At 70.8% G+C, this 25525-nt stretch carries 24 protein-coding genes and 3 pseudogenes; 18 read left to right on the top strand and 9 right to left on the bottom strand.

Annotated features, from left to right (window positions below; all coding sequences use genetic code 11):
* The first annotated feature begins 121 nt into the window (after positions 1 to 121).
* Together AMK21_RS15525 and AMK21_RS15520 are read left to right on the top strand one after the other, a co-directional pair.
* Positions 122 to 784: a response regulator transcription factor gene (locus AMK21_RS15525; protein ID WP_073878269.1), complete on the top strand. Its 663-nt coding sequence runs from the start codon at positions 122 to 124 to the stop codon at positions 782 to 784.
* A complete protein-coding gene (locus tag AMK21_RS15520; RefSeq protein ID WP_073878267.1) occupies positions 781 to 2229 on the top strand; it encodes a sensor histidine kinase in 1449 nt (482 codons plus the stop codon). The genes AMK21_RS15525 and AMK21_RS15520 overlap by 4 nt, the downstream gene beginning before the upstream one ends.
* 45 nt (positions 2230 to 2274) lie before the next feature.
* On the opposite strand, the gene AMK21_RS15515 is transcribed toward AMK21_RS15520, so the two are convergent.
* From AMK21_RS15515 to AMK21_RS15500, 4 genes are all read right to left on the bottom strand, one after another.
* Entirely contained in the window at positions 2275 to 2751 is a 477-nt protein-coding gene (locus AMK21_RS15515) for a MarR family winged helix-turn-helix transcriptional regulator (RefSeq protein WP_073878265.1), read from the bottom strand.
* Between the two features lie 170 nt (positions 2752 to 2921).
* Positions 2922 to 3674, bottom strand: coding sequence for an AIM24 family protein (locus tag AMK21_RS15510; protein WP_073878263.1), 753 nt, complete (start codon positions 3672 to 3674; stop codon positions 2922 to 2924).
* The gene (locus tag AMK21_RS15505) at positions 3671 to 4321 is read right to left on the bottom strand and encodes an AIM24 family protein (RefSeq protein ID WP_073878261.1); all 651 of its coding nucleotides are present in this window, start codon (positions 4319 to 4321) and stop codon (positions 3671 to 3673) included. Before AMK21_RS15505 ends, AMK21_RS15510 begins: the two co-directional genes overlap by 4 nt.
* Positions 4321 to 4953, bottom strand: coding sequence for an AIM24 family protein (locus AMK21_RS15500; protein ID WP_073878259.1), 633 nt, complete (start codon positions 4951 to 4953; stop codon positions 4321 to 4323). The genes AMK21_RS15505 and AMK21_RS15500 overlap by 1 nt, the downstream gene beginning before the upstream one ends.
* A gap of 235 nt (positions 4954 to 5188) precedes the next feature.
* Here AMK21_RS15500 and AMK21_RS15495 point away from each other — a divergent pair, with 235 nt between their 5' ends.
* The 4 genes from AMK21_RS15495 (at position 5189) to AMK21_RS15480 (ending at position 9809) form a co-directional block, all read left to right on the top strand.
* The gene (locus AMK21_RS15495) at positions 5189 to 5539 is read left to right on the top strand and encodes a DUF3817 domain-containing protein (protein ID WP_073878256.1); all 351 of its coding nucleotides are present in this window, start codon (positions 5189 to 5191) and stop codon (positions 5537 to 5539) included.
* The gene (locus AMK21_RS15490) at positions 5536 to 5829 is read left to right on the top strand and encodes an MTH1187 family thiamine-binding protein (RefSeq protein WP_018492224.1); all 294 of its coding nucleotides are present in this window, start codon (positions 5536 to 5538) and stop codon (positions 5827 to 5829) included. The genes AMK21_RS15495 and AMK21_RS15490 overlap by 4 nt, the downstream gene beginning before the upstream one ends.
* A gap of 173 nt (positions 5830 to 6002) precedes the next feature.
* The gene (locus AMK21_RS15485; RefSeq protein WP_199863205.1) at positions 6003 to 7850 is read left to right on the top strand and encodes a glycosyltransferase family 2 protein; all 1848 of its coding nucleotides are present in this window, start codon (positions 6003 to 6005) and stop codon (positions 7848 to 7850) included.
* A 3-nt stretch (positions 7851 to 7853) separates the two neighbouring features.
* Positions 7854 to 9809 (top strand): galactose oxidase-like domain-containing protein, encoded by a 1956-nt coding sequence (locus AMK21_RS15480; protein ID WP_073878252.1) that lies wholly within the window; start codon positions 7854 to 7856, stop codon positions 9807 to 9809.
* Positions 9810 to 9872: 63 nt separating this feature from the next.
* Here the strand turns inward: AMK21_RS15480 and AMK21_RS15475 are convergent, their stop codons facing one another.
* Positions 9873 to 10961, bottom strand: coding sequence for a glycoside hydrolase family 6 protein (locus AMK21_RS15475; protein WP_079181171.1), 1089 nt, complete (start codon positions 10959 to 10961; stop codon positions 9873 to 9875).
* A 195-nt stretch (positions 10962 to 11156) separates the two neighbouring features.
* A pseudogene (locus AMK21_RS36070) lies at positions 11157 to 11433 on the bottom strand (ArsR/SmtB family transcription factor); the annotation flags it as partial.
* Positions 11434 to 11435: 2 nt separating this feature from the next.
* Between AMK21_RS36070 and AMK21_RS15465 the strand changes: the two are divergent.
* From AMK21_RS15465 to AMK21_RS34325, 5 genes and pseudogenes are all read left to right on the top strand, one after another.
* A pseudogene (locus tag AMK21_RS15465) lies at positions 11436 to 11711 on the top strand (MFS transporter); the annotation flags it as partial.
* A 10-nt stretch (positions 11712 to 11721) separates the two neighbouring features.
* Positions 11722 to 12231 (top strand): MarR family winged helix-turn-helix transcriptional regulator, encoded by a 510-nt coding sequence (locus AMK21_RS15460; protein ID WP_073878248.1) that lies wholly within the window; start codon positions 11722 to 11724, stop codon positions 12229 to 12231.
* A gap of 56 nt (positions 12232 to 12287) precedes the next feature.
* A complete protein-coding gene (locus AMK21_RS15455) occupies positions 12288 to 12614 on the top strand; it encodes a DUF3817 domain-containing protein (protein ID WP_073878246.1) in 327 nt (108 codons plus the stop codon).
* Positions 12615 to 12700: 86 nt separating this feature from the next.
* Positions 12701 to 14401 (top strand): acyl-CoA mutase large subunit family protein, encoded by a 1701-nt coding sequence (locus AMK21_RS15450; protein WP_073878244.1) that lies wholly within the window; start codon positions 12701 to 12703, stop codon positions 14399 to 14401.
* A pseudogene (locus AMK21_RS34325) lies at positions 14401 to 14508 on the top strand (NAD-dependent dehydratase); the annotation flags it as partial. The gene AMK21_RS15450 and the pseudogene AMK21_RS34325, both read left to right, overlap by 1 nt.
* Before the next feature lie 2 nt (positions 14509 to 14510).
* On the opposite strand, the gene AMK21_RS15445 reads toward AMK21_RS34325, so the two are convergent.
* The gene (locus tag AMK21_RS15445) at positions 14511 to 15158 is read right to left on the bottom strand and encodes a TetR/AcrR family transcriptional regulator (RefSeq protein WP_073878241.1); all 648 of its coding nucleotides are present in this window, start codon (positions 15156 to 15158) and stop codon (positions 14511 to 14513) included.
* Between the two features lie 412 nt (positions 15159 to 15570).
* Here AMK21_RS15445 and AMK21_RS15440 point away from each other — a divergent pair, with 412 nt between their 5' ends.
* The 7 genes from AMK21_RS15440 to AMK21_RS15405 all read left to right on the top strand — a co-directional run bounded on the left by AMK21_RS15440 (position 15571) and on the right by AMK21_RS15405 (position 22626).
* Positions 15571 to 16539, top strand: a complete 969-nt coding sequence (locus tag AMK21_RS15440) for a tetratricopeptide repeat protein (protein WP_073878239.1) — start codon at positions 15571 to 15573, stop codon at positions 16537 to 16539.
* 649 nt (positions 16540 to 17188) lie between these two features.
* On the top strand, positions 17189 to 17830 hold the full coding sequence (locus tag AMK21_RS15430; RefSeq protein ID WP_073878236.1) for a DUF6230 family protein: 642 nt from the start codon (positions 17189 to 17191) through the stop codon (positions 17828 to 17830).
* A 96-nt stretch (positions 17831 to 17926) separates the two neighbouring features.
* Positions 17927 to 18496: a DUF6114 domain-containing protein gene (locus AMK21_RS15425; protein ID WP_073878234.1), complete on the top strand. Its 570-nt coding sequence runs from the start codon at positions 17927 to 17929 to the stop codon at positions 18494 to 18496.
* The gene (locus AMK21_RS15420) at positions 18486 to 19841 is read left to right on the top strand and encodes a hypothetical protein (protein WP_073878232.1); all 1356 of its coding nucleotides are present in this window, start codon (positions 18486 to 18488) and stop codon (positions 19839 to 19841) included. The genes AMK21_RS15425 and AMK21_RS15420 overlap by 11 nt, the downstream gene beginning before the upstream one ends.
* A 207-nt stretch (positions 19842 to 20048) precedes the next feature.
* Positions 20049 to 21200, top strand: coding sequence for a right-handed parallel beta-helix repeat-containing protein (locus AMK21_RS15415; RefSeq protein ID WP_073878229.1), 1152 nt, complete (start codon positions 20049 to 20051; stop codon positions 21198 to 21200).
* A gap of 44 nt (positions 21201 to 21244) precedes the next feature.
* Positions 21245 to 21769 carry a SigE family RNA polymerase sigma factor gene (locus tag AMK21_RS15410; RefSeq protein WP_073878227.1) on the top strand — a complete coding sequence of 175 codons (525 nt, stop codon included), beginning with the start codon at positions 21245 to 21247 and terminating at the stop codon, positions 21767 to 21769.
* Positions 21766 to 22626 carry a hypothetical protein gene (locus tag AMK21_RS15405; protein WP_073878225.1) on the top strand — a complete coding sequence of 287 codons (861 nt, stop codon included), beginning with the start codon at positions 21766 to 21768 and terminating at the stop codon, positions 22624 to 22626. The genes AMK21_RS15410 and AMK21_RS15405 overlap by 4 nt, the downstream gene beginning before the upstream one ends.
* A gap of 145 nt (positions 22627 to 22771) precedes the next feature.
* Here the strand turns inward: AMK21_RS15405 and pyk are convergent, their stop codons facing one another.
* Positions 22772 to 24199 (bottom strand): pyruvate kinase, encoded by a 1428-nt coding sequence (gene pyk / locus AMK21_RS15400; protein WP_073878223.1) that lies wholly within the window; start codon positions 24197 to 24199, stop codon positions 22772 to 22774.
* A 74-nt stretch (positions 24200 to 24273) separates the two neighbouring features.
* A complete protein-coding gene (locus tag AMK21_RS15395) occupies positions 24274 to 25515 on the bottom strand; it encodes an acetate kinase (RefSeq protein WP_199863221.1) in 1242 nt (413 codons plus the stop codon).
* Positions 25516 to 25525: the final 10 nt, after the last annotated feature.

Here is a 25525-nt window from a genome sequence, read left to right as displayed (position 1 = left end):
CCCCGGGAGAGAGCTGAGAGCTGCTGTGCTGTTCGACGGGTTCCACACTGCCGACCTGATGCTGAACGCAGCCTGAAGCCACCTGAAGGCGTCTTCAGGTGGGGTTTGCGAGGCTGTGCGTATGCGCCTGTTGATCGTGGAGGACGAGAAGCGTCTCGCGGTGTCCCTCGCCCGGGGACTCACCGCCGAGGGCTTCGCCGTGGATGTCGTGCACGACGGGCTGGAGGGGCTCCACCGTGCGAGCGAGGGCGGCTACGACCTGCTGATCCTCGACATCATGCTGCCCGGCATGAACGGCTACCGGGTCTGCGGTGCCCTGCGCGCCGCCGGGCACGAGGTGCCGATCCTCATGCTGACCGCCAAGGACGGCGAGTACGACGAGGCCGAGGGGCTCGACACCGGCGCGGACGACTACCTGACCAAGCCCTTCAGCTACGTCGTCCTCGTCGCCCGGGTGCGGGCTCTCCTGCGCCGGCGCGGGGCCGGCACCGCCGCCCCCGTGCTGACCGTCAATACCCTCCGCATCGACACCGCCGCCCGCCGCGTCCACCGGGGCGAGGACGAATACGCCCTCACCGCGAAGGAGTTCGCGGTGCTGGAGCAACTCGCCCTGCGCGCCGGGCAGGTGGTCAGCAAGGCGGAGATCCTGGAGCACGTCTGGGACTTCGCCTACGACGGCGACCCGAACATCGTGGAGGTCTACATCTCCACCCTGCGCCGCAAGTTGGGCGCCGCCTCCATCCGTACGGTGCGCGGCGCCGGCTACCGGCTGGAGGCGGGATGAGGTCGGTACGGGCCAGGGCCGCCATCGGGGCCACCCTGGTCGTCGCCGTCGCCCTGGTCGCGGCCGGGCTCGCCGTGCTCTCCGTCCTGCGGACCAACCTGATCGACCAGGCGGATCTCCAGGCGGAGGTCGCCGCACGCGAGGTGGCCGGGCAGCTCGCCCTGGACACTCCGTACGCGGAGCTGGATCTGGACGACGAGGAGGACCACCCGGTCCAGGTGACCGACGAGCAGGGGCGGGTGGTGTTCGTGTCCAAGGGGCTGCGCGCCGTCTCCGGGACCGCCTCGACGGGCGTCAGCCCCGTACCGTCCGCCTCGGTCGGCGCCACCCCCTCGCCCGGGGACGACGACGATGACGATGACGACGACGGCGGCGACAGCGCGCGGCCCGCACGCGGCGAGGTCTCCTCCGACGACCCGGACTTCTCCGACGGCACCGCCACCGTGGGCAGCGAGCAGGCCGACTACCGGTTCGCCGCCGTCGAGGCGACCACCCCCGCCGGACTCACCCTGAGCGTCCACGCGGGCGCCCCGCTCGCCGCCGAGCAGGAGGCCGTCGACACCGTGCGCGGGGCCATGCTGACCGGGCTGCCGCTCCTGCTGGCCGTCGTCGCCGGGGTGACCTGGCTGGTGACCCGGCGCGCGCTGCGGCCCGTGGAGGGGATCCGCCGCGAGATGGCCGCGATCACCGCCTCCGAGGACCTGGCCCGCCGCGTCCCGGAGCCCGATTCGCGCGACGAGATCGCCCGCCTGGCCCGTACGACCAACGAGACGCTCACCGTCCTGGAGGCGTCCGTGGAGCGGCAGCGGCGGTTCGTCGCGGACGCCTCGCACGAGCTGCGCTCCCCGATCGCCTCGCTCCGCACCCAGCTGGAGGTGGCCGAGGCCCACCCGGGGCTGCTGGACCTCCCGGGCGCGGTCGCCGACACCGTACGCCTCCAGGTGCTGGCGGCGGACCTGCTGCTGCTGGCCCGGCTGGACGCGGGGGAGAAGCCGGGGGCCGCCCGGCTTGAGGTGGGGGCGCTGGTGCGCGAGGAGGTGTCCCAGCGGACCGGGGACCGGATCCCGGTGACGGTGGAGGTGGCAAGGGGTGCGGCGTACGAGGTGAACGGGTCGCGCGGGCAGCTGGTCCGGGTCGTCGGCAACCTGCTGGACAACGCCCAGCGCCACACCGAGGGGCTCGTCGCGGTGTCGGTGACGGCCGACGGGAGCGGGGTGCGCGTGGAGGTGCGCGACGACGGGGCGGGCGTCCCGGAGGACGAGCGGGAGCGGATCTTCGAACGGTTCGTCCGGCTGGACGACGCCCGCAGCCGCGACGACGGCGGCGCCGGTCTCGGCCTCGCCATCGCGCGGGACGTGGTCACGCGCCACGGTGGAACGCTCACGGTCCACCGGGCCCCGGAGGGCGGCGCGGCGTTCCGGCTGTGGCTGCCCCGCGCGGTGTGACACCGCCTGACCGACGCCCCGACGGCACCGGTCAGGCGGCGTACGTCACGGCTTTCCGCGCCGCCCCCGCAGGTGCTCCGCGATCGGCGTCAGCGCCGCGTGCAGCTCCGCCAGGGCCTCCGGTGAGAGCAGGTCCATGAAGTGGTTGCGCACCGATTCGACGTGGTGCGGGGCGACCTTGCGCATGGTCTCCGCACCCTGCTCGGTGAGGACCGCGTACAGCCCGCGCCGGTCCGACTCGCAGTGTGTACGGCGGACCAGGCCCGCCGTCTCCATCCGGGTGATCTGGTGTGAGAGCCGGCTCTTGGACTGCAGGGTGGCGGCGGCGAGGTCGCTCATCCGCATCCGCTGTTCCTCGGACTCGGAGAGGTTGACCAGGATCTCGTAGTCGTTCATGGTCAGGCCGAACGGCTGGAGGTCCTTCTCCAGCTGGTGCGTCAGCAGCCTGCTGACGTCCAGGTGGGTGCGCCAGGCGCACTGCTCCGTGTCGCTCAGCCAGCGGGTGGCCGTCTCGGTCTCCATATATCGATTCTACCTAAGATGTTGAAAGCCGGACGAAATTGAGGGGTGTGACGGCGGGCACCCCAGGGCGACGGGAGTGCCGACAGGCGGTGTCGGAGCGCCGGCGGGCCTGTTGGCAAGGACCGACGGCTGGGCGCAGACGTTCGACGTCACACTCCGCAGCCTACCGCTCACAAGCCGAAGCGACGCTGGAGGTCCCCCAGCTGGCCGGGCATACGCGGTGCCGATCCGCCACCCGGAATGCCCGGTTCGCTCGGCACCGCACCCGTCGCCTGCTCGGCCATCAGGGCCTCGCTGGACTGGAGCAACACCGTGCCCGCCCCCACGAACTCGAACTGGTGCTCCTCGCCCGAGGCCCCGCCGATGCCCGTCATTGACCGGATTCCGCCCATCACACCCGTCATGTACCCGTGGTCGTAGTGGTGGCACGGCGAGGGGCAGTCGGCCCACCCCACCAGCGCCTGCGGGTCGACCCGCAGCGGCGGCTCCATGAAGACCACCGGGCCGTTCGACGCGGCCACGAACTTCCCCGTACCGATCAGGGTCACGAATCCGGGCACGATCGACTGCTTCAGCGCGAGCGACGGGTCGAACGCCAGCAGGTTCCCCGAGCGGATCGTCAGGTTCCCCTCATCCAGGTCGAAGGAGTTCACATCGAAGGCCCGGTCCGCTAGCAGCATCTTCCCGCTGCCCTCGGCCACCACCCAGTCGCTCGCGTGCAGCGGCGAGTGGAAGCTGGAGCGCACCAGCCGGTCGAACCGGCCGTGTCCGATGCCGTCGAAGTTGATCTGCCCGTAGTAGGCGATCATCTTCCCCTTCTGCAGGAACCAGCGGCTCCCCTTGAGCTCCACGCAGAAGGTGTAGGAGTTGACGTTGTCGTCCGACGGCAGCGTCATCGGATCGAAGACCACAGGCGTGCTCACAGCTTCTCCTCGGATGCCTGGACGTACACCGCGCCGTTCCCGCTCAGCTCCAGCTGGAACGCCTCGCCGGAGCCGCGCCCCACCATGTCCCGCCAGCCGACGGCCGTGGAGAGCTTGTTGCGGACCTCGCCGTGGTGGGCGACGTACGCCTGAGGGTCGACGTGGATGTCCCGACCCGGGCTGATCGGCAGCTCGATCACCCCGCCGTGCGCCATCACCGCGACCGCGCCGTGCCCCTTGAGCGTGGTGGTGAACAGGCCCTGGCCGGTCACCTGGCCGCGCACCATGCCCATCACCCCGCCCTGCGAGCCCATGAACATCGTGCCCTGCTGGAGGGAGCCGTCGAAGGCGAGGAGGCGGTCGGCCTCCACGTACAGGGTGTCGCCGGCCAGGTTGATCACCTGGATGTGGTGGCCGCCGTGGCCGAACATCACCGTGCCCGAGCCCTCGACCGTCATCAGCGGTGTCGCCTCGCCCGCCACCCGGCGGCCGATCATCGAGGCGAAGCCCCCCTGGCCGCCCTGGATGTTCGGGGTGAAGGAGACCTCGCCCCGGTAGGCCAGCATCGCGCCGCGCTGGCTGAACAGCTTCTGGCCCGGGACCACCGTGGCCTCGATCACCTTGGAGTTGATCTCCCGGAACGGCATCAGACATCGCCCCCGACGGTGTTGCGCTCGCTCGGCTGTACGTAGACCAGGCCGTCGCCCTCGAAGCGGATCTGGAACGCCTCGCCCGAGCCCTCGCCCATCAGCGTCCGGAAGTTGACCCCGGACTGGAGGTTCTGCTGGAGGTGGCCCTGGTGGGCGATGTACGCGCCGGGGTCGACCGTCAGCGGATACTGCGGGGTCACCCGCAGCACCACCGCCTCCCCGTCCGACATGATCGCCGCCTGCCCGGTGCCCTCCACCGTGGTGGTGAACAGGCCGTTGCCGCTCGCCCCGCCGCGCAGCCCGGTGAACGTCGTCCCCGTGCGCAGGCCGGAGTCGGCGGCCAGCAGGTTGCTCGCCTCCACGTACAGCTTGTCGCCGTGCAGGGAGACCAGGCTGATCTCGCTCGCCCGGTCGGCGAAGTAGCAGGTGCCCTGCCCGGACACCTCCATCACCGTCATCTGTTCGCCGATCAGCCGGCGGGTCACCATCCCGCGGAGGCCCTCACCGCCGCCGGACAGCTTCTTGAAGCCCATCCGGCCGTCGTACGCGACCATCGAGCCGTTCTTCGCCTTGACCGCGTCGCCCGTCAGATCGACGGCGAGCGTCTTGCTGCCTTGGAGTCGGAACATCGCCACGCGATGAAGGTAGCCGCCCGCCCCGCGCTCCGGCCAGGCCCTACGGAACCGTTACGCCCCTGATGCTCCCCTGATGCGTACCCGGACCGGCCCTGATATGCGGCGATACGCGCGCCCGCGGACGCGCGGGCCCCCGGCGCCGGGGACGGGGCGGCGCGATGCCACAATGGGGGAGGCTTGTGCGCGCGTTCACAAGCCCACGCGACCCCCTCCCACCGAAGGTGCCCCTGTGGACATCAAGACCGCTTCCGCCCTGCACCGGCTGCGCCTCATCTCGCTCCCCGAGGCGCTCTCCTTCCCCGCCCTGCTCATTTTCGGCTCGCTGCTCATGCGGGTCTCGGACATCGACTTCCTCATGCCGCCCCTCGGCATGATCCACGGCATCCTCTTCACGATCTACGTCGTGTTCCTGCTGGACGTGTGGGTCAAGGCCAAGTGGCCCCTCAAGCGCGTCGCGCTGTTCTTCCTCCTCGCCGTCATCCCCTTCGGCGGCCTCTACGGCGACAAGCTCCTCAAGCAGTACGAGGCCGACGGCGTGATCGCCGCCCGCGCCCGCCGCGAAGGCACGGTCAGCGCATGATCGTCGCCTTCTCGGTCTCCCCGCTCGGTGTCGGTGAGGACGTGGGCGAGTACGTCGCCGACGCCGTGCGGGTCGTACGGGAGTCGGGGCTGCCCAACAGGACCGACGCCATGTTCACCTCCGTCGAGGGGGAGTGGGACGAGGTCATGGACGTAGTGAAGCGCGCCGTCGCCGCCGTCGAAGCCCGCGCGGGACGCGTCTCGCTGGTACTGAAGGCCGACATCCGGCCCGGTGTCACCGACGGCCTGACCTCGAAGGTCGAGACGGTGGAGCGGTACCTCGCCCCCTGACGTCCCGTCGGCCTTCCGTCGCCCCGCGTTCACCCGATAGGCCCCCGGCACCACACGGCCGGGGGCTTTTCCGGTCCCGGATCGAAAACCCCTCACTCGGACCTGCCAAGTCGACACGCCGTTGTCCGTCCCCTTCTGTGGTGATATCAACCCGTTCGACAGTGGGAGGCACGGTGCGGTCGGAGGGCTACGACTACGACACCTACAGCCGGCTCGCGGGTCCGCTCACCGAGCCGGGACCCGAGGGATACCGAGTCCGGTACCGATCCCTGCTCTCGACGGAGAAGCACCGAATAAGGGCCGTCCTGCTGATGACGCTCGCCCCGGTGCTCACGGCCACCCTGATGCTCTACCTGGTCTGGCCCACGCACTGGACCGAGCGGGAGAACGGGGAACGGTGGCTGGTCGTCGCCGACACGGTGATGCTCGTCTCGATCGGCCTGATCGGGCTCTTCATGCTCGTCAACGTGGTCTCCATCGCGCACGCGACGATGGTCGCCCGGGACCCCGTACCCGTGACGCCCGAGCCGGGCACCCGGGTCGCCTTCCTCACCACGTACGTCCCCGGCAAGGAACCGCTCTCCATGGTGCGCGCCACCCTGAAGGGCGCGGTGCGCCTCACGCACCCCGGGCCGCTGGACATCTGGCTCCTCGACGAGGGCGACGACCCGGCCGCCCGGATGCTCTGCGCGGAGCTGGGCGTGCACCACTTCACCCGGCGCGGGGTGCCCGAGTGGAACCGTGGGAAGGGCGTCCACAAGGCGAAGACGAAGCACGGCAACTACAACGCCTGGATCGCCCTGCACGGCGACGCCTACGACTTCTTCGCCTCCGTCGACACCGACCATGTGCCGATGCCCAACTTCCTGGAGCGGATGCTGGGCTACTTCCGGGACCCGGACGTCGCCTTCGTCGTCGGACCGCAGGTCTACGGGAACTACGACTCGGCCGTGACCAAGGCCGCCGAATCGCAGCAGTTCCTCTTTCACGCGCTGATCCAGCGCGCGGGCAACCGCTACGGCGCCCCGATGTTCGTCGGCACCAACAACGTCGTCCGCGTCGCCGCCGTACGCCAGGTCGGCGGCCTCTACGACTCGATCACCGAGGACATGGCGACCGGCTTCGAGATCCACCGCCGCCGCAACCCCCTCACCGGACGCTACTGGCGCTCCGTCTACACCCCCGACGTGCTGGCCGTCGGTGAGGGGCCCGCCTCCTGGACGGACTTCTTCACCCAGCAGCTGCGCTGGTCGCGGGGCACGTACGAGACGCTGTTCAAGCAGTACGGCAAGGCGCTGTTCCGGGTGCCGCCCGGCCGGCTCCTCAGCTACACGCTGATGCTCGTCTACTACCCGATGACGGCCGTCAACTGGCTGCTCGGTGTGCTGAGCTGTGTGCTCTTCCTCTGGTTCGGGGCGTCCGGCACCCAGGTCGCCGCCTCCATCTGGCTGATGCTCTACAGCGACGCGGCGGCCCTCCAGATCGGGCTCTACCTCTGGAACCGGCGCCACAACGTCTCCCCGCACGAGCCCGAGGGTTCCGGCGGCCTCGCCGGGATGGCCATGTCCGCGCTCTCCGCGCCGATCTACCTCAAGTCGCTCGGCTCGGCGGTGCTGCGCACGGAGGGCCGGTTCGTCGTGACGCCCAAGGGCGGCCAGGCCTCCCCGGACCGGCTGCTCACCTTCCGTATCCATCTCGCCTGGGCCGCGGTCCTGTTCTCCTCGCTCGCCGCCTCCGTCCATCTGAACCACACCCATGTCGCGATGCGGACCTGGGCGACGCTCGGCCTGGCGATATCCCTGTCCCCGGTCGTGGTGTGGGCCTGGACCGAATGGCAGGACCGGCGTACCCGGGCCCGCAACGCCGTCCCCGCACCCGCGCCGGCTCCCGATTCCGCCCCCGTACAGCAGGCGTTGCCCGAGCCGACGTATCTGACCACCACGACGACCACCACCAGCGCCCCGGCGACCAGCAGCGCGAGTGCCGGTACCACCGCCACCACGACCGCAGGAGGGAACTGACCCATGGCCTACCGGCCTTCGAAGAAGATGCGGAAGACGCTCCTGGGCGGCGGCGCCGTGGTCGTGCTGGCGGGGCTCAACGCCCCGGCGGCGCTCTCCTTCGCGGAGGACCAGTACCACGCGTACAAGATCGCCCAGCCGAAGTACAAGGCGGAGTACGGCTCCTGGGAGCGGGTCGACATCCCGAAGGAGTACCGCACCAACGCCATCCACGCCGCGCTCCTGCACACCGGGAAGGTGCTGATCGTCGCGGGCTCCGGCAACGACGAGAAGAACTTCGACGCGGGCACCTTCGACACCGTGCTGTGGGACCCTGCCGAGAACGTCTTCCAGAGGATTCCCACCCCCGAGGACTTCTTCTGCGGCGGCCACGCCCAGCTCCCGGACGGGCGCCTGCTGATCGCCGGCGGCACCGCCCGCTACGAGGTCCTGGACGACAAGGTGAAGCGGGCCGGCGGCGGGATGCGGGTCAAGAACGAGAACCCGGACAAGCCGCTGAAGCTGAAGAGGGGCACGGTGTTCCGCTCGCCCTCGGGTGTCGAGTACGTCGCCAAGTTCGACGTCACCGTGCCCAAGGCGAAGCGCGAGTTCGAGGTCACGTACTTCGAGAGCGGCCAGATGAAGCCGTGGAAGACGAAGGTGACGGCGGCCGAGCAGCGGGTCTTCGTGGAGGCGGTGAACGACGGCGTCGAGGCGGTGGCGGCCGAGGCCGCCCAGTACGAGATCGTCGGGCTGAAGGGCAAGGAGGCCGACAACTCCTACGGGCTCGCCGAGAAGATCACCATGGACAAGCAGGACTTCCAGGGGATCAGGGCCGCCTACGAGTTCGACCCGACGGCGGAGAAGTACATCAAGGTCGACCCGATGAAGGAAGCCCGCTGGTATCCGACGCTCGTCGGCCTGGAGGACGGCAGGGTGCTCGCCGTCTCCGGTCTCGACGACGTCGGCGCGATCCTCCCGGGCGACAACGAGATCTACGACCCGAAGACGAAGAAGTGGGCCAAGGGGCCCTTCCACTACTTCCCGACCTACCCGGCGCTCTTCCTCACCAAGGGCGGCAGGCTCTTCTACCCGGGTGCCAACGCCGGTTACGGACCGGCCGACAAGGGCCGCGACCCCGGGATCTGGGACATCAAGAAGAACACCTTCACCAAGGTCCCCGGGCTGACCGACACCGAGGAGCTGGAGACGGCGGCCTCGCTGCTGCTGCCGCCCGTGCAGGACCAGAAGGTGATGGTCCTCGGCGGGGGCGGGGTCGGCGAGTCCAAGAAGTCCACCGCCCGCACGGCCGTCATCGACCTCAAGGAGGCCAGCCCGGCCTTCAAACCCGGACCCGACCTGCCGCAGGGCACGCGCTACCTGAACAGCGTGATCATGCCGGACGACACGGTCTTCACCAGCGGCGGCTCCGAGGACTACCGGGGGCGCGGCAACAGCAACATCCTCAAGGCGCAGTCCTACGACCCGAGGACCAACACCTTCAAGGAGGCGGCCGAGCCGACGGTCGGCCGCAACTACCACTCCGAGGCGCTGCTGCTGCCCGACGGCCGGGTCGCCACCTTCGGCTCCGACTCGCTCTACGGCGACAAGGACAACACCAAACTCGGTAAGTTCGAGCAGCGCATGGAGGTCTACACCCCGCCCGCCCTGCACCGGGGCAAGGACAAGCGGCCGGTGATCGGGGACGGCCCCGAGGCGGTCGAGCGCGGGAAGACGGTCACGTACAAGAGCGCCGACGCGGACCGGATCGCGACGGCCCGGCTGATGCGGCCGAGCGCGGTCACCCACACCACGGATGTGGAGCAGCGCTCCATCGAACTGGGCCTGAAGAAGGGGAAGGGCGAGGTGACCGTGAGCGTGCCGGACGACCCCACACTGGTGCCGCCCGGCTGGTACATGCTCTTCGTCACCGACACCGACGGCATCCCGTCCGAGGCGAAGTGGGTCAAGGCCGGCTGAACCAGGAGGCGTAGCGGCGGGCACCCGCACGCGTCCGTACGGCCAGGGAGGGGCGCGAGGGCCTCAGGACTTCGCGCGCTGGGCCAGCCCCAGGGCGTACTCCGGCCACCAGGTGCCCGCCTCGGGGCCGCCCCGGCAGGTGCCGTCCGACTCGCCGGGCCGCTTGATCCACAGGTAGGCGTCGAGCCGGTCGTCGCGGGTGTCGGTGGTCGGGGGAGTGCCGAGCGCGCGGCCCGGCGGGTTGCACCAGGCCTCGGCGCGGCCCCCGGTCAGGGGGCCGCCGCCGTTGCGGCTGGTGTCGATCACGTAGTGCGCGCCGCCGACGGCGTCGGAGAGGAGGGCTCCGTACTTCTTCACGTCGGCGTTCCGCTGGAAGTTGGAGACGTTCAGCGAGAAGCCGTCGGCCCGGTCGATCCCGGCCCGGCGCAGCCCGTCGGCGATCTTGGACGGCTGCTCGATCCAGTCCGGGTTGCCCGCGTCCACGTAGACCTTGGTGCGCGGCTTCGCCTTGAGGGTGTCCACGGCCCCGGAGAGCAGTTCGTAGCGCTCGGCGTGGTACTGGGGCGGGGTGCAGCCGTCGGCGATGAGGGCCAGCGCGTCGGGCTCCAGGATCACGGTCGCCGGGGCGTCGCCGATGGCGTCGGCGAACTCCCCGAGCCAGGACCGGTAGGTGGCCGCGTCGCGCGCGCCGCCCGCCGAATAGGCCCCGCAGTCACGGTGCGGGATGTTGTAGGCGACGAGAAGGACGCTCTTCCCCGTCCGGGCCGCCGCCTTCACCGCGGCCCGGATCTCCGGCGCCGGGTCGTCCCAGGCGGGCCAGAGCGCCGCCGGGTGGTCGGCGATCCGCCGCAGGGCCTTCGCGTCCTCCGCCCGCCCCTGCCGGTCCCAGGCGCGCGCCTGGTGGGCGGCGTCGCTGTCCGGGTCCACCCAGTACGGGGACGCCGCGCTCGGCGCGGGTTCGCCCCGTACGGGGTCGGCCGAGGCGGTGGCCGTGGGGTTCGGGCCGCCCGGCGACGAGCAGCCCACCGCGAGGGCGGTCGCCAGGGCGACGGCGCTCAGGACGGGGAGAACGCTGAAGACTCCGGAGAGTCTGGAGACTCCAGAGACCCTGGAGAGTCCGGAGACTCCGGAAATGATTCTGCGGCCGGGCATTCAGCCCCCTCGGACGACGGTGGCTCACGGGTTACGGGAGCATATGAGCTGATGGCATCGGGCGGCACAGCGGCACGGCTGAGCACGGAGAGACAGTCGCAATCGTGACATATCGGTCACCGGGAATGGCGCTGCGACACCACCGGCGACCGCCGAGCGCCCGGTCCGGCCGCGACCGGGACGCCGGCCCCCTGCTCAGCCCGAGACCGCCGGCGCGATCCCCGGCGGCGTCCGCTCGTACAGCATCTGGTGCCCGTACCGCCGCGACGTCAGCAGCCCCGCCCCCCGCAGCACCGACAGATGGGCCGATACGGAGGGGGGCGAGCCCGAGCCGGTGGGCCGGGGAGCTCGTGCCGGCCGGTTCGTCCAGCGCGCACAGCACGTCCGCCCGCGCCCGGCCCAGCAGCCGGGCCAGGGCGTCCGGTGTCCGCTCGCCGGCCGCGCTCCGCAGTCCGCCGATCCCGCGCGCCGGGTCCGGCCGCGCTCGGGCTGCTGCTCTGCGCGATGGCCTTCGGGCACGTGGGCGCCGAGCCCTTCGTGGGGTCCGCGCTCCGGCCCCGTACCCGCTCCCGCATCGTGCTGCCGGTCGCCGCCGAGTTCTTCCCGGTGCACCACGTGGTCGCCGGAGCCGGAATCATCGGTACCGTCGCCTCACTCCTCGTCGTCGCCGAGGTCCGCCGCACGGCCCCCGGACAGGCGTCCGATACCGAAAGGCGAGACGGGGCTGACCGGCATATGACCAGTCGGTAAGGTCGGTGCCGTGCCGAAGCCGCTCAGTCTTCCCTTCGATCCCATCGCCCGCGCCGAGGAACTCTGGCATCAGCGCTGGGGGCCCGTGCCCTCCATGGGGGCGATCACCTCGATCATGCGGGCCCAGCAGATCCTGCTCGCCGAGGTCGACGCCGTCGTCAAGCCGTACGGACTGACCTTCGCGCGGTACGAGGCGCTGGTGCTGCTCACCTTCTCCAAGGCGGGTGAGCTGCCGATGTCCAAGATCGGCGAGCGGCTGATGGTGCACCCCACCTCGGTCACCAACACGGTGGACCGGCTGGTGAAGTCCGGCCTGGTCGGCAAGCGCCCCAACCCCAACGACGGGCGCGGCACGCTCGCCTCCATCACCGACAAGGGGCGCGAGGTCGTCGAGTCGGCCACCGAGGACCTGGTCGCGATGGACTTCGGGCTCGGGGTGTACGACGCCGAGGAGTGCGCGGAGATCTTCGCGATGCTCCGGCCGCTGCGGATGGCGGCGCAGGACTTCGACGAGGGGTGAGCGAGGTCCGGGGGGTGCGCGAAGATCGCCCCGGCCGCCCGGTTACGCTCGTGTCCATGAAACAGAACGTGCTCACCCGCTACCGGGTGATGGCTTACGTCACCGCCGTCTGGCTGCTCGTCTTCACGGCGGCGATCATCGCGAAGTACGGGTTCGAGACCGGCGACACCATGCTGATCTCCCAGGTCCACGGCGTGCTGTTCATCGTCTACGTCATCTTCGCCTTCGACCTCGGCTCCAAGGCGAAGTGGCCGTTCGGCAAGCTCCTGTGGGTGCTGGCGGCCGGCTGCATCCCCTTCGCCTCCTTCTTCGTGGAGCCGAAGGTCAGCCGTGAGGCCCAGGCGCTGGTCACCGAGCCCGCCGCGGAGCCCGCCAAGGCCTGAACGGCAAGGCACCCCCACCGCCCCGCGCAAAGCGCCGGGCGGTTTGCCATCGACATTTACTAGGACGTCCTAGTAAATTCATGGGTATGGACGCTGACGCGATCGAGGAAGGCCGCCTCCGCTGGCAGGCCCGTTACGACAAGGCCCGCAAGCGTGACGCGGACTTCACCACGCTCTCCGGGGACCCGGTGGAGCCGGTCTACGGGCCGCGCCCGGGCGACACGTACGCGGGGTTCGAGCGGATCGGCTGGCCGGGGGAGTACCCCTTCACCCGCGGGCTGCACCCGACCGGCTACCGGGGCCGCACCTGGACCATCCGCCAGTTCGCCGGCTTCGGCAACGCCGAGCAGACCAACGAGCGCTACAAGATGATCCTCGCGGCGGGCGGCGGCGGCCTCAGCGTCGCCTTCGACATGCCGACCCTGATGGGCCGGGACTCCGACGAACCGCGCTCGCTCGGCGAGGTCGGCCACTGCGGGGTCGCCATCGACTCCGCCGCCGACATGGAGGTCCTCTTCAAGGACATCCCCCTCGGTGACGTCACGACCTCCATGACGATCAGCGGCCCCGCCGTCCCGGTCTTCTGCATGTACCTGGTCGCCGCCGAGCGCCAGGGCGTCGATCCGGGGGTGCTCAACGGCACGCTCCAGACCGACATCTTCAAGGAGTACATCGCGCAGAAGGAGTGGCTCTTCCAGCCCGAGCCCCACCTGCGCCTCATCGGCGACCTGATGGAGCACTGCGCGCGCGACATCCCCGCCTACAAGCCGCTCTCCGTCTCCGGCTACCACATCCGCGAGGCCGGGGCGACGGCAGCGCAGGAGCTGGCGTACACCCTCGCCGACGGCTTCGGATACGTGGAGCTCGGCCTCTCCCGGGGCCTGGACGTCGACACCTTCGCCTCCGGGCTCTCCTTCTTCTTCGACGCCCACCTCGACTTCTTCGAGGAGATCGCCAAGTTCCGCGCCGCCCGCCGCATCTGGGCCCGCTGGATGAAGGAGACGTACGGCGCCAGGACCGACAAGGCGCAGTGGCTCCGCTTCCACACCCAGACCGCCGGGGTCTCCCTCACCGCGCAGCAGCCGTACAACAACGTCGTACGCACGGCCGTCGAGGCCCTCTCCGCCGTACTCGGCGGCACCAACTCCCTCCACACCAACGCCCTGGACGAGACCCTCGCCCTCCCCTCCGAGCAGGCCGCCGAGATCGCGCTGCGCACCCAGCAGGTGCTGATGGAGGAGACCGGCGTCGCCAACGTGGCCGACCCGCTGGGCGGCTCCTGGTACGTGGAGCAGCTCACCGACCGGATCGAGGCCGAGGCCGAGAAGATCTTCGACCAGATCAGGGAGCGCGGGACCCGGGCCCACCCCGACGGGCAGCACCCCATCGGGCCCATGACCTCCGGCATCCTGCGCGGCATCGAGGACGGCTGGTTCACCGGCGAGATCGCCGAGTCCGCCTTCCAGTACCAGCGGTCCCTGGAGAAGGGCGACAAGCGGGTCGTCGGCGTCAACGTCCACCACGGCTCGGTCACCGGCGACCTGGAGATCCTCCGGGTCAGCCACGAGGTCGAGCGCGACCAGGTCAGCCAGCTCGCCGCGCGCAAGGCCGCACGGGACGACGCGAAGGTGAGCGCCGCGCTGGACGCGATGCTGGCCGCCGCCCGCGACGGCTCGAACATGATCGCGCCGATGCTGGACGCGGTACGGGCCGAGGCCACGCTCGGCGAGATCTGCGAGGCGCTGCGCGAGGAGTGGGGCACGTACACGGAGCCGCCGGGGTTCTGAGCCGCGACTTCACCTACGTCACCGACACCGCCGCCGGATTCCTGGCGCTGGCCGACTGCGACCGGGCCCTGGGGGAGAGCGTCAACCTCGGTACCGGTCGGGAGATCCGTTACCAGGTCTGAGGACCCGCCTGATCCGTCTGCGCGCCGGCCAGTCCGAGCAGCAGCAGGGTCGTGAACCCGCCTGCCCACGCGTCGTCCACCGGCTCGGCGCTCACCAGCGTGCGGTGCACCACGGCTCCGGCGATCACGTCGAAGATCAGGTCCGCATTGCGGGCGGCGGCCGAGGCGTCGTCCTCGTACCGCAGCTCGCCGCGGGCCTGGGCGCGTTCCCGGCCCAGGAGCACCAGCCGCTTCTGCCGGTCCACGATGGCCGAGCGGATCCGGCGGCGCAGCGAGTCGTCCCGGGTGGACTCGGCGACCACCGCCATCAGGGCCGTCCGGGTCTCCGGCCGCTCCAACAGGGCGGCGAACTGGAGCACCACGCCCTGCACATCGGCGGCCAGACTGCCCCGGTCGGGGAGCTCCAGCTCGTCGAAGAGGACGGCCACCGCGTCCACCACCAGCTCGTTCTTCCCCGCCCACCGCCGGTAGAGGGTCGTCTTGGCGACTCCGGCCCGGGCCGCCACATCGCCCATGGTCAGCTTCGACCAGCCGAGGTCGACCAGGGAGGCGCGCGTCGCCTCCAGGATCGCGGCATCGGCGGCGGTGGAGCGCGGACGTCCTGTTCGGGCGGTTCGGGGGTCGGTGCGGCTCATGATGCGGCGACCATACCGGCCGGTAGGGAGGGCCGGTCCGCCCCGGGTTCCGTGAGACAGATCACCGGGACGGCCTGTTCCGGCGGGCCGATCGGCAGTTACGCTACGGGTCGTAGCGTAAGGAAGCCGCCAGGCCCGACCCGTACGCCACGGAACGAACGAGCGACAGCCACAAGGCGCCGGGTGGGGACCCGGAGCCGCACGGACCGGCCGGATGGGGATCCGGAAGGTCCACCGGGTCTTCCAGGGGCCCGTCTCTGTTCCACCGGGGTCTTTTCGGAGCCCCGCCGGGGTCCTTCGGGGCCCTGGGGACCGTCTCTGTCCGCCCGCCCGGCACACCGGTCGGCGCTGCGGACCGGCCGGTTCCCGCATCGCTTTCCGGAATGGTGTGCTCAGGGGGGAGGATGTACGTATGCAGCCTAGGAACATGTCCATGAGCGGCGTCGTCGACCTCGCCGCTGTCAAGGCGGCCGGCGAGGCCAAGGCCAAGGCGGAGCAGGCCCGTGCGCAGGCCGCCCGCACAGGGGACGCCGGTGCCGTGGCGCCCGCCGCCCTGGTGATCGACGTCGATGAAGCAGGCTTCGAGCGCGACGTCCTCCAGCGCTCCGCCGAAGTACCCGTCGTCATCGACTTCTGGGCCGAGTGGTGCGAGCCGTGCAAGCAGCTGGGCCCCCTGCTGGAGCGCCTGGCCGTCGAGTACAACGGCCGCTTCCTGCTGGCGAAGGTCGATGTCGACGCCAACCAGATGCTGATGCAGCAGTTCGGCATCCAGGGCATCCCGGCGGTCTTCGCCGTCGTCGCCGGCCAGGCCCTCCCGCTCTTCCAGGGCGCGGCCCCCGAGGCCCAGATCCGCGAGACGCTGGACCAGCTGATCCAGGTCGGCGAGGAGCGGTTCGGCCTCACCGGGATCGCCATCGACCCGAACGCGTCGCCGGACGCCGCCCCGGCCGAGGTGCCGGCCGGCCCGTACGACCACCTGCTGGAGGCCGCGGCCTCCGCTCTCGACGCCAACGACTTCGGCGGCGCCGTGCAGGCGTACAAGAACGTGCTCACCGACGACCCGGCCAACCCGGAGGCCAAGCTCGGCCTGGCCCAGGCGGAGCTGCTCGCCCGCGTCCAGAGCATGGACCCGAACGCGGTCCGCAAGGACGCGGCGGACAACCCGGGCGATGTGACCGCCCAGCTCGCCGCCGCGGACCTGGATCTGGTCGGCGGCCACGTCGAGGACGCCTTCGGCCGGCTCGTCGAGGCGGTCCGCCGCAACGCCGGCGAAGACCGGAACGCCGCCCGGCTGCGCCTGTTGGAGCTCTTCGAGGTGATCGGCCCGGACGACCCCCGGGTCACCGCCGCCCGCACCGCGCTGGCGCGCGTGCTGTTCTGATCACTCAGCGTGACGGTGGACTGATCGCGAGCTGATTGTTCCGATGTGACAAGGCGGTCGTGATACCCCTCGGGTATCGCGGCCGTTTTGCCGTCCGCACGTTAGGAGACACCTCCGCTTTACCAAAACTTGACAATGAGACGTGCTGTTACTGGCAGTAAGTCGACTGGGTCGCTCTGTCCCGTTTCCGTCGAATTTCCCGCTATTTCGATGTCCCTTTCGTGCCACCCTGTGTGGCCGCATGATGTCGTCCGGTCGCGCCACGGTTATCAGGTCCTTACTGGCAAGTAATGAACCCCCTTGTGCGGCGGCGCCGAATGCACCACGATCGGCCACGCTCGGTCCCATACCTCCAGCCCGGTCTCCAGCCGGTGTCGAGAGGCCTGTTGGGTCCCCACCGAGTGGGCCGGCGGCAGTGGCGCGCCGGCCGTGGACAGGGGGGTTCCCGCCGACAGGCGGGGCCTGTCCGACCGGCTGCACACACCGTGCAGCCAGTGGTTTGTCGCTCGGGGGTGAACGCCGGTGCGGCGGGTGCGGTACATGCCTCCGCCTGCGGGCGCTCTCCTTCCCGAGGACGTAGCACTTCTCCCATCCCAGGACGGGTTTCACGCCCGCCCGGAGATGTACGTCCGAGAAGAAGGAGCAAGTTATGAGTTCCCAGGTTCGCGGTGGGACGAGATGGAAGCGTTTCGCCCTGGTCATGGTGCCGAGCGTCGTCGCGACCGCAGCGGTGGGCGTCGGGCTCGCGCAGGGTGCGCTGGCCGCGTCCTTCGCCGTGTCCGGCCAGAGCTTCAAGGTCCGGACCGACAAGCTGGTGGGCGAGGACTTCGTCCAGTACGGCAGCGTCGCGGTCGGCACCGACCTCAAGGGCAAGGAAGCCGCGCACCCGGTCGCGGTCTCGGGCTTCAGCAAGGCCACGATCAACAACATGTGCCAGTCGGTGGTCACGCCGGAGGTGCCTTTCGGTATCGGCAGCGTCAGCCTGCAGCTGAGGGCCGGCACGAACCCGGAGAACCCGGTCGTGGCGACCAACCTCTACCTGGACGTCGCACAGCTCGACACCGACGCCTACTTCGAGAACATCGACATCGGTGTCGCGGCCGGTTCCGTCGGTGCGCCCGGCATCCAGCCCGGGACCGAGAAGGGGGTCAACCCCAACGGTTTCGCGCAGCGGGCCAAGAAGGCCACCCTGACCGACGTGAAGCAGACGGCGTGGGCGACCACCGCCGGCACCTTCAAGCTCAGCAACCTGAGCCTGAAGCTGCACAAGGGCGTCAAGGAGTGCTTCTAAGCACTCGCCCGGGTGGCCGGGGCGCCCCGGCGGGGCTTTCCGGCCGCCCACCCTTTCTCCTCTCACAGCAGTACCGGTTCCAGGGAGCTGTTTTCCATGAGCCCCGAGTCCACAGGGCAGAACGAGCACAACCTCACCGTCTACCGGCGGGGATTCCGTACCTGGCGGGGTAACCGGCCGTTCTGGGCGGGTCTGTTCACCATGCTGGGCGGTGCTCCCATCGCCTACTTCCCGTACGCCGATCTCCACCTCGGCAACATGACGCTGGCGATGTCCACCACCGCCGGCGCCGGATCCCTCATCATCGGGGTCCTGCTGATCACGCTGGGCCTGACGATGTGGTTCCACAGCATCGTCCGGGTCTTCGCCGGGGTCGCGGCCATTCTGCTCGCGCTGATCTCCATACCCGTCGCCAACATCGGCGGCTTCGTCATCGGATTCCTCCTCGCGCTCATCGGCGGAGCCCTGTCCATCTCCTGGGCGCCGGGCGAGCCGCAGGCGGACGAAGCGGACCCGCGGGACGCCCCGTTGTCCCTGGACAAGCAGCAGCCGGAGAGCGGGTACGCCCCCAGGGGCGCCCTGCACGGCGCGGCCGTTCCGCGGCAGCCGGCGGGCGACCACGACACGCCCTCCGGCTACGACGGGGGGACACACCGTGCGGGGTGACGAGCAACAGCAGGCGAACGCGTATGCCGAGGACGGCCTGCGCGAGCGCAAGGGCCCCCGCCACGCGGCCCCCAAGAAGTCGCTGCTGACCAAGCTGCACATGCCGAACGGCAAGAAGGCCTTCGCGCTCGCCGCGATGCCGACCGCCGTCTTCGTCGGCATGGGCCTCACGCCCAAGCTCGCCATGGCCGACGGCAACCCCGACATCCCCTTCGCCCCGGGCCCCTGCGTCTCCCGGTCCGACGAGCCCGACCCGTCCGCGTCCGAATCCCCGAAGGCCACCCCGACCCCGTCGGCGACGCCCACGGACGAGCCGGACAAGGGCGAGCGGCCGGGCCAGGACGACGGCGCCACCCCGAAGCCCACGGAGAGCGGCACGGCCACCGAGGACCCGGCGGCCGACGAGAAGCCCGACGCGGGGCGGAAGCCCGGCACGGCCGACGAGAAGCCCGCCGAGGAGCCGAGCCCCACCCCGACGCCCACGGAGTCGAAGAACCCGCTCGACCCGCTGGGCCTGGGCGACGCCCTCAAGGACCTCTTCGACCCGGACAAGGGCACGGACGGCGCCGAGGAGAAGCCCGAGGAGACGGCGAGCCCGTCCCCGAGCCCCACGGCCGACTCCCCGAAGCCGGCCGACGAGCCGAAGGCTCCGGAGAAGGGCACGGAGAAGGACGAGGCGAACGACCCCGCCAACGACGCCTCCGACCAGGCGAAGCAAGAAGCCGACCGGACGGCCGACGCGATCCGCGAGGCCGCCGAGAAGGCGGGCAAGGACGTCAAGGAGCTCGACGACGACGTCAAGGGACTCGACCCCAGGAAGGACGAGGACATCCCCGACGGCGCCAAGCCGCGCTTCCCCTGCCCCGAACCCGACCCGGAAGCCCTCGCCGCCGCGTCCCTGGAGCCCGGCATCCCGCTGCTCCCGGCCGACCCGTGGATCCTGGAGTCCTCGCTGCTCACGCTCAACGGCCTGGACTACAAGGGCATCGTCGAGGTGAAGAAGGCGGACGGCAGCATCAAGAAGGTGCTGAAGTTCACCGCGAGCTCCATCGACATCAAGGACCTGCACCAGCTCACCACCGGCCCGGCGGGCACGACAGGCCACGTGAAGTCGCGTCCGGGCTCCACGTCGACCATCCGCAACGGCACGGTGACGATGTACACGGAGGAGCTGAAGGGCAACCTCTTCGGCCTCATCCCGATCACCTTCAACCCGCAGACCCCGCCGCCCCTGAACGTGCCCTTCGCCTTCTTCACCAAGGTCAAGGTCGTCCAGGCCGGCCAGTTCGGCGGCTCGCTCAGGGTCCCGGGCCTGCAGAACTACCTGGAGGGCGGCAGGAACTAGCCGCCGCCACCTGATCCCGTCCGGGAGCCGCACAGCCGATGGCCCGCCTCCTTGAACCGAGGGGGCGGGCCATCGGCATCGTGCGGCTGTTCTGTTTTTTCTGTCATGCCCCGGCAACCTTTTCGCGAGCGGCGGCGACTGGGTGGCGTGGGTGGGGCACCGCCCCGCCGACCCAAGCCGACCCGACCGAGCGAAGGACCACCCCACGTGAACACCAGCAGAGGACGCCACCGCAGGACCCGTACGCTCTCGGCCGCCGTGGCCGTCGCCGTGGCCGCGGGGGGCGCGGGCGTCTGGGCGGCCACGGCCCCCGATGACGCCAGTGCCGCCGAGACCGTCGTCGTCTCCTCCACGGCCCAGCTGGAGAAGGCGTTCGCCGCCGCCGTCCCCGGCACCACCATCCAGCTGCGGGGTGGTACGTACCACCCCGCCAAGAGCCTCAAGAGCCAGGTGAACGGGACCGCGCAGCGCCGGATCACCGTCACCGCCCACGGGACGGAGAAGGCGGTCGTCGACGGGTCCAAGCTACCGAAGGGGGAGTGGCTGGTCGCGATAGGCGGCGACCACTGGACCCTGTCCGGCCTGACGTTCCGCAACTCCCACGCCCATGGGGTCGTCGTGACCTCGTCCACCGGCGGGATCTTCCGCAACCTCACCACCCACGGCCACGGCGACTCCGGCTTCACGCTGCGCGGTGAGGGCACGACGGACAACCTGATCGAGAACCTGGACTCGTACGGCAACTACGACGCCAAGAACCACGGCCAGAACGCCGACGGGCTCGCCATCAAGTTCGGCTCCGGCACCGGCAACAAGGTCATCGGCGCGCGCCTCTACAACAACGCCGACGACGGCATCGACCTCTGGCAGTGGGCCAGCCCCGTCCGGATCGAGCGCAGTTGGGCGTACGGGAACGGGGTCAACCGCTGGAACGACTCCGCCTTCGAGGGCAACGGGAACGGCTTCAAGCTGGGCGGCGGCGGGGCCAGCGCCGCACACGTCGTCACCGGCAACGCCGCCTGGGACAACAGCAAGCACGGCTTCACGGAGAACAGCAACCCCGGCGCCCTGCGGCTCCACCGCAACACCGCCTACGCCAACGACGCCTCCGGCTACTACTTCGCCTCCTCGCCCGCCCGCCTCTCCCGTAACCTCGCGGTGGACAATGCGACCGGCGCGGCGAAGCTCGGCAAGCGCGTCGTCTCGGCCGCCAACACCTGGGACGCCGGGCAGGCGCTCCCCGCGGGCCTGCCCACCGATCCCACCACCGCGTACGGGCCCCGCCGGGCCGACGGCTCCCTCCCGGCGACCACCTTCCTGGTCACCGGCACCCCGGACGTCGGCGCGGGGATGAAGTAGGCGAAATAGGCAGCGATCCGCACGTACGAGGGAGGGTTTCGGGCATGGCTGACGAAGCGTCCGCGGAGTTCCATGACTTCTTCGACCGCCACTACGCCGAACTCGCCCGCCTCGCCCACCTGCTGACGGGCGACGCGGCCGCCGCCGACGACCTCGCGGCGGACGCGCTGGTGGCGCTCTGGGACCGCTGGGACCGGGTCCGTGCGGCCGAGCACCCCGTCGCGTACGCCCGCGGGGTCGTCGCCAACATGGCCCGCAGCCGCATCCGCGCGGCCGTACGCGAACGCCACCGCGTGGCGCTCTTCTGGTCCCGGCGCGGCGACCCGACGGAGGGTCCGGACGTGGCGGCTGTCCTGGACGTGCGGCAGGCGCTGGGGGGACTGCCCTTCCGCAAGCGGGCGTGTGTCGTGCTGCGGCACGCGTTCGACCTGTCGGAGAAGGACACCGCCCTGGCCCTCGGGATATCCGTCGGCACGGTCAAGAGCCAGACCTCCAAGGGGATGGCTGAGCTCGAACGGCTGCTGGGCGGCCGGACCTCGCTCGAACTCGCGGGAAGGGGAGAACGATGAGCGACCTGCCCAGGGAGCTGCGGGAGGCGGCCCGGTCGCACGAGCCGGACCGGGCCCGGATGCTCGCCCGCATCGAGCGGGCGAGGCCGGATACCCGGGGCGCCCCCGCCCGCCGGACCCGTTTCGCCTGGCCGAGGGTGGCCCTCGTCGGGTTCGCCGCCGCCGGGGCGTGCGTGGTCGGCGGCTTCGCCGTGGCCTCGGTGGTCCAGGGGCCCGACGACGCACCGGGTTCGTCCGTCGTACAGGAGGAACCACCCGAGGAGCGGGCCACGCCCGCGCCCCGGCCCTCCGCCCCCGCCCCGTCACCCCCGGCCCCGACCGGCAGCCCCGACACGACGGCTCCCACGCCCTCCAAGGCACCGGAGCCGCCTGCCGGGCCGCCCACCCCGACGGTCGGCGGCACCCCGTCCCGGACCGACGAGGACCGCCCGCCCGCACCCGGCGGCGGGGGCCTCTCCACCACCGACGGGCCCCTCTGGGCGGACGGCTCCGTCGCCCCCGAGGACAACCCGGACTGGGCCCAGAGCGAGGTCACGCTCAAGTCCCAGGAGCCGCTCACCGCGCTCACCGTGGAACTCCTCGTGCCGCAGACCGGCCAGGTCCGCTCCACCGGCACCTGGCAGACCCGGCCGGACGGGGACTTCGACCTCTCCGTACGCGAGCGGGACGGCGTCCTCGTCCACCGCTGGACGCTCAAGGCAGGCCGCACCATCCCCGCCGGGACACATGTCTTCGCCGGGCAGTACGACCACGCCCCGGGCGGCCGCGACGCCGCGCCGGACACCTACCGGGCCACGGCCAGGACCGCCGACGGGACGACGTACGAGGTCGGCGGCGACTTCGCCCGTACGACCTGAGCGGCACAGCGCGAACACCGAGGGGCGGTGCTCCGGATCGTTCCGGAACACCGCCCCTTTGAGGTTGATCAGCTTGCGGGACCAGGGCCTCTCGTTTGGCTCGTGCCGGGCTCGCGGGGTCCGGCCTGATCCAAACCGAAAGACCCTAGCCCTGCTCGCCGCCCAGGTGGTGCACCCGGACCATGTTCGTGGTGCCGGGGATGCCGGGGGGCGAACCGGCCGTGATGATCATCGTGTCGCCGTTGTTGTAGCGGTTGAGCTTGAGCAGCTCCGCGTCGACCAGGTCGACCATCGCGTCGGTGGTGTCCGCGTGCGGGACCACGTGCGACTCGACGCCCCAGCTCAGGGCCAGCTGGTTGCGGGTGCCCTCGTCCGTGGTGAAGGCCAGGATCGGCTGGGCCACACGGTAGCGGGAGAGGCGGCGGGCGGTGTCGCCGGACTGGGTGAAGGCGACCAGGGCCTTGCCGTCCAGGAAGTCCGCGATCTCGCAGGCCGCGCGGGCCACCGAGCCGCCCTGCGTACGGGGCTTCTTGCCCGGGACCAGCGGCTGGAGGCCCTTGGAGAGCAGCTCCTCCTCGGCGGCGCAGACGATCTTCGACATCGTCTTGACCGTCTCGATCGGGTACGCGCCCACCGACGACTCGGCGGACAGCATGACCGCGTCCGCGCCGTCCAGGATCGCGTTCGCGACGTCGGACGCCTCGGCGCGGGTCGGCCGCGAGTTGGTGATCATCGACTCCATCATCTGGGTCGCCACGATCACCGGCTTGGCGTTGCGGCGGCACAGCTCGATGAGGCGCTTCTGCACCATCGGGACCTTCTCCAGCGGGTACTCCACCGCCAGGTCACCGCGGGCCACCATCACACCGTCGAACGCCATGACGACGCCCTCCATGTGCTCGACCGCCTGCGGCTTCTCCACCTTGGCGATGACGGGGACCCGGCGGCCCTCCTCGTCCATCACCTTGTGGACGTCCTTGACGTCTTCGGCGTCCCGGACGAAGGAGAGGGCGACCAGGTCGCAGCCCATCCTCAGCGCGAAGCGCAGGTCCTCGATGTCCTTCTCGGAGAGGGCCGGCACGTTCACCGCCGCGCCGGGCAGGTTGATGCCCTTGTGGTCGGAGATGACACCGCCCTCGATGACGATGGTCTTGACCCGGGGGCCGACGACCTCGATGACCTTCAGCTCGACGTTGCCGTCGTTGATCAGGATCGGGTCGCCCTTGGTGACGTCGCCGGGCAGACCCTTGTAGGTCGTGCCGCAGATCGACTTGTCGCCGGGGACGTCCTCGGAGGTGATGGTGAACTCGTCCCCGCGGACCAGCTCGACCGGGCCCTCGGCGAACTTCGCCAGCCGGATCTTCGGGCCCTGGAGGTCGGCGAGCACGCCCACCGCGCGGCCGGTCTCGGCGGCCGCCTCGCGGACACGGTCGTACCGGCCCTGGTGTTCCTCGTGGGTTCCGTGACTGAAGTTGAAACGGGCCACGCTCATGCCGGCCTCGATCAGAGCGACGAGCTGCTCGTGGGAGTCGACGGCGGGACCGAGGGTGCAGACGATTTTGGAACGGCGCATGGGGTGGATCCTATCGGTTTGTTTCGCTGCGGAATATTCCGTCTGGTGGAAGATACAAAGGGGCGCGGGGGTGCTCAGTTGTCGACCTCTCCGAGGTCCGGGGACTGGGCACTCCCGACGAGCGCGAACGTCTGGCCGGCGATCTCCAGCTCCTCGTCCGTCGGCACCACGGCGACCGCGACCCGTGCGTACCCCGGAGAGATCAGCCGCGGCTCACCGGACCGTACGGCGTTGAGGCCGGCGTCCACCGCGAGACCGAACTCCTCCAGACCCGCGATGGCAGCCTCCCGCACCGGGGCCGAGTTCTCCCCGACCCCCGCCGTGAACGCCACCGCGTCCACCCGGCCGAGCACCGCCGCGTACGCGCCGATGTACTTCTTCAACCGGTGGATGTAGATGTCGAAGGCGAGCGCGGCCTGCGCGTCGCCCTCCTCGATCCGGCGGCGGATCTCCCGCATGTCGTTGTCTCCGCAGAGCCCGACCAGCCCGCTCCGCTTGTTCAGCAGGACGTCGACCTCGTCCGTCGACATGCCCGCCACCCGCTTCAGGTGGAAGACGACCGCCGGATCGATGTCCCCGGAGCGCGTACCCATCACGAGCCCTTCCAGAGGGGTCAGCCCCATGGACGTCTCCACACACCGCCCGCCCGCGACCGCCGAGGCGGAGGCCCCGTTGCCCAGGTGCAGCACGATGACGTTGACGTCCTCGGGCGCCTTGCCGAGCAGCTCGGCCGTCTTCCGGGAGACGTACGCGTGCGAGGTGCCGTGGAAGCCGTAGCGGCGGATGCGGTGCGCGTCGGCGGTCTCCACGTCGATCGCGTACCGGGCCGCCGACTCCGGCATCGTCGTGTGGAACGCCGTGTCGAAGACGGCGACCTGCGGCAGGTCCGGGCGCAGCGCCTGCGCCGTACGGATGCCGGTGATGTTGGCCGGGTTGTGCAGCGGGGCGACCGGGACGAGGCGCTCGATCTCCTTGAGCACCTCGCCGGTGATCACGGTCGGCGCGCTGAACTTCAGCCCGCCGTGCACCACCCGGTGCCCGATCGCCGCGAGTTCGGGGGAGTCCAGGCCGAGCCCGTCCGCCGCCAGCTCCTCGGCCGCCGCCTTGAGCGCCGCGTCGTGGTCCGCGATCCGGCCCGTACGCTCCCGGGGCTCGGCACCGCCGCCGGCCAGCGGGGTGTGCACCAGGCGCGAGGTCTCCTCGCCGATCCGCTCGACCAGACCGGAGGCGAGCCGCGAGCGGTCGCGCATGTCCAGGAGCTGGTACTTCACCGAGGAGGAGCCGGAGTTGAGGACGAGGACGCGGTGCGGTTCCACAGGGGGTGCC

Origin of the sequence: Streptomyces sp. CB00316 (genome assembly GCF_001905595.1) — a bacterium.
GTDB lineage: Bacteria > Actinomycetota > Actinomycetes > Streptomycetales > Streptomycetaceae > Streptomyces.
The sequence above is the reverse complement of the archived record's forward strand: the minus strand, read 5'-3'. Positions and strand labels throughout refer to the sequence as shown.